The organism is Komagataeibacter europaeus LMG 18890, assembly GCF_000285295.1.
GTDB classification, from domain to species: domain Bacteria; phylum Pseudomonadota; class Alphaproteobacteria; order Acetobacterales; family Acetobacteraceae; genus Komagataeibacter; species Komagataeibacter europaeus.
The window spans coordinates 1-2,969 of record NZ_CADP01000200.1 but is presented as its reverse complement, the minus strand read 5'-3'; the positions used below and the strand labels follow the sequence as shown (position 1 = coordinate 2,969).

The 2,969-nt window shown below is 56.1% G+C and carries 3 protein-coding genes and 1 pseudogene; 3 read left to right on the top strand and 1 reads right to left on the bottom strand.

The window, feature by feature from the left end; translation table 11 throughout:
- Nucleotides 1–395: FAD-dependent oxidoreductase (locus GEU01_RS23590; RefSeq protein ID WP_042710994.1), on the bottom strand; the 395-nt coding region annotated here is incomplete at its 3' end.
- A gap of 45 nt (nucleotides 396–440) precedes the next feature.
- On the opposite strand from GEU01_RS23590, the pseudogene GEU01_RS24060 reads away from it, so the two are divergent.
- The 3 genes and pseudogenes from GEU01_RS24060 to GEU01_RS20475 all read left to right on the top strand — a co-directional run.
- Nucleotides 441–807, top strand: a pseudogene (locus tag GEU01_RS24060) (TetR-like C-terminal domain-containing protein); the annotation flags it as partial.
- An 83-nt stretch (nucleotides 808–890) separates the two neighbouring features.
- A complete protein-coding gene (locus GEU01_RS20480; RefSeq protein ID WP_026018915.1) occupies nucleotides 891–1,661 on the top strand; it encodes an alpha/beta fold hydrolase in 771 nt (256 codons plus the stop codon).
- A 112-nt stretch (nucleotides 1,662–1,773) separates the two neighbouring features.
- Nucleotides 1,774–2,796, top strand: coding sequence for an IS110 family RNA-guided transposase (locus GEU01_RS20475; protein ID WP_019086379.1), 1,023 nt, complete (start codon nucleotides 1,774–1,776; stop codon nucleotides 2,794–2,796).
- Nucleotides 2,797–2,969 lie beyond the last annotated feature (173 nt).

Here is a 2,969-nt window from a genome sequence, read left to right as displayed (position 1 = left end):
TTGTCCATGGTGATCGTAATATGGTGCGGATCCACGAACCGTGCCGTGCCATGCGCAACCGCTATGCCGTTGCGGGCGAACTGGTGGTCCAGCATATCGACTTCATAATCCAGGGTCTTGCGCAGGCGACTGTTCGGGTCGGCTATGGTTATGTCCTTGCGGGCACGGTAAGCCCGGCCATAGAAAGCCTGCTCCCGCCAGCCTGTCAGGTTGAGGACCGTCTCCCGCAGGGTTTTGGACGGAATGGTGCCGGTATGCACACAGACCCCGCCAACCCGGGTATTTTTTTCGATAATCAGCACGGATCGACCCAGTTTCGCCGCCTGAACCCCAGCCCGCCTGCCTGACGGGCCGCTGCCGATCACGACCAGATCATAATCATATGTCTCGGTCATGCCCCATCCCCCAAACCGGACTGTTCCGGCCCATGTCGTGCCTGTATGGCTAACGCACGGATCATATGCGGGATTTCGCCGGCCATGATGGCTGCGGACCAGAACTCGACCTTCCCCCTGCTGGAAGTGGTCCGGATCGATTTCGTCAGGCGTGGGAAGAGCATGACAGAAACGATGTCTTTAACGTGCATGCAATTCATGGCAGCGGGGCAGGCCTGTATCCGGTTTGCCTGTCAATATCCCGGTCTTTATCGGCTGATGTCCAGTTCCGATGCCGACAAGACGATAGCCCCAGTTACATGATGCGGCCATGAATATCTTCGGAAGTCTTCCGGGTCTTCTGGAAAGAGGACAACGTGACGGAAGCTTCCGACCGGTTGCCAGCAGCGCCCTGACAGCAGCAGACCAGGCATCGTGAAACCTTGAGGATGTGGCCTTACCGGTGATAATCTCGCTGCACGATCCAGAGTAATCCAGCCTTATGAAAGCCATCGAATGTTTGATACAGGGAAGTTTGTATCAGTTGGCGATACAAATTTGTTCGTCTCTGAAGCCGGGAACCCGAAAGGAAGAGTAATTGTATTGCTTCATGGCGGCTTGCGGAGCCGACTGGATTTCATTCCGCTCGCAAAGCACTTGGCAGAAGATTATAGGCTGATTGCTATTGATACGCGTGGGCATGGTCGATCTGGTATCGGGACGGCCCCCCTGACATATCGACAGCTTCAGGATGATTTTACCGCGGTTCTTAACGCGATGGGGCTGCAAAAATCCGGTATAATCGGACATAGTGACGGTGGCATTGTCGCCCTTCGTCTGGCTGCATCTCATGCCGTACAACCAGAGTTCGTCATAGCGGTCGGCGCGCACTGGGTGTTGCCGGAAAATGATCCGGCCCGGCAGATTTATCAGAAGATCAATCTTGAAAAATGGCGTGGGATGTTCGGGAATCAAATATCGGTCTACAACGCGGAAAATCCCGAACCGGATTTCGAAAAGTTATTCAAGGCGGCGACGCATATGTGGCTCGGCTGCGACGAAGATGCCTATCCCGGCGCATCTGTAAAAAACATCCGGTGTCCTCTGCTCGTCGTGCATGGTGACGATGATATGCTGGTGTCGCGGCAACAGGCGTTTGAGCTTGCTGAGCAGGTCAAAGGTGCCAGATTGCTTAACCTACCCTTCGCGAAACATACGTTACTTGAAGACATGCCTGAGCGTGTTTTTCCCTTTTTACAGGATTTCATGAATCGCGTTACTGCCTGAAGGCCATGCAGTTTCATGTCCCGTCAGATGGGGTGGTTGCCGTCCTCCCCGCACGGCATCGCAATGTGCCAGAATGGTCGTTGGAAGAAACGACTGCGCGAAAGGACGGCAGATGAAGGATACAGTGATAGGCGTTGATCTGGCAAAGAACATTTTCCAGGTTCATGGAGCTTCGCGTGCGGGCGAGGTGATGTTTCGCAAAAAGCTGCGTCGTCAGCAGTTTATGCAGTTCATGGCCACGCAGCCGCCTGCTCTGGTCGTTCTTGAAGCGTGCGGGAGCGCGCATTACTGGGCTCGCGAACTGGCAGGAGCTGGTCACGAGGTCAGACTGATCGCTCCGCAGTATGTGAAGCCTTTCGTGAAGCGCCAGAAGAACGATGCTGCTGATGCGGAAGCGATCGTCATTGCGGCCCGTCAGCCGGAAATGCGCTTTGTCGAACCACGCACTGAAGCGCAGCAGGCGCGTGGCGTTCTTTTCCGGGCCCGGCAGCGTCTGGTGCACCAGCGCACGGAACTGGTGAATGCCCTGCGTGCCGTTCTGTATGAATTCGGTCTCGTCGTGCCACAGGGGATTGCGCATATCAGACACATTGAAGCCATGCTGGATGAGGCGGTTCTGCCAGAGGCTGTGAAGCAGGAATGCCTTGATCTGCTGCGACAGATTTCGGAGCAGAGTGTGCGGATTGATGTCAGAACAAAGAAGATCAGGATGCTTGTCCAGGAAAGTGAAAACACCTGCAGATTGCAGAGCATGCCTGGAGTGGGTCCTCTGACCGCTCTTGCGATTGAAGCTTTTGCGCCTGACCTGCAGAGCTTCCGGCGCGGGCGCGACTTTGCTGCGTGGCTGGGGCTGGTGCCCCGTCAGTTCTCATCTGGCGGAAAGGAAAGGCTGGGGAAGATATCAAAAGCCGGGCAGGCTGATATCCGCAGGCTTCTCATCATGGGCGCCATGACCCAGGTGAACTGGGCCAGCCGTAAGGCCCCTGCACCGGGAAGCTGGCTGGCACGGATGCTGGCCCGCAAGCCCCGTATGCTGGTAGCCATTGCGCTGGCCAACAGGATGGCACGAGCCATCTGGGCCATGGCAACAAAACAGGAGGATTATCGGGATCCGGCCCTGTCCGTGGCAGCCTGAGCGATGGCTCGGCTCCCGCGGATGGAACCGGTAGGGGTGTGAGAGGGCGATGACCTGAATGGGCGCATGATCGTCTGATCCGGATCGGAAAAACCAGTGGATTTCTCTGTGCTTTAAAGCACGCCTGTGAGATTTGGATCTGATCCGCTGATCACCATACTGGCCAGTGGCTT

Bases quoted from the DNA above. Each gene is read 5' to 3' on its own strand.
- GEU01_RS20480 (WP_026018915.1), top strand. From the start codon at position 891: ATGTTTGATACAGGGAAGTTTGTATCAGTTGGCGATACAAATTTGTTC.
- GEU01_RS20475 (WP_019086379.1), top strand. From the start codon at position 1,774: ATGAAGGATACAGTGATAGGCGTTGATCTGGCAAAGAACATTTTCCAG.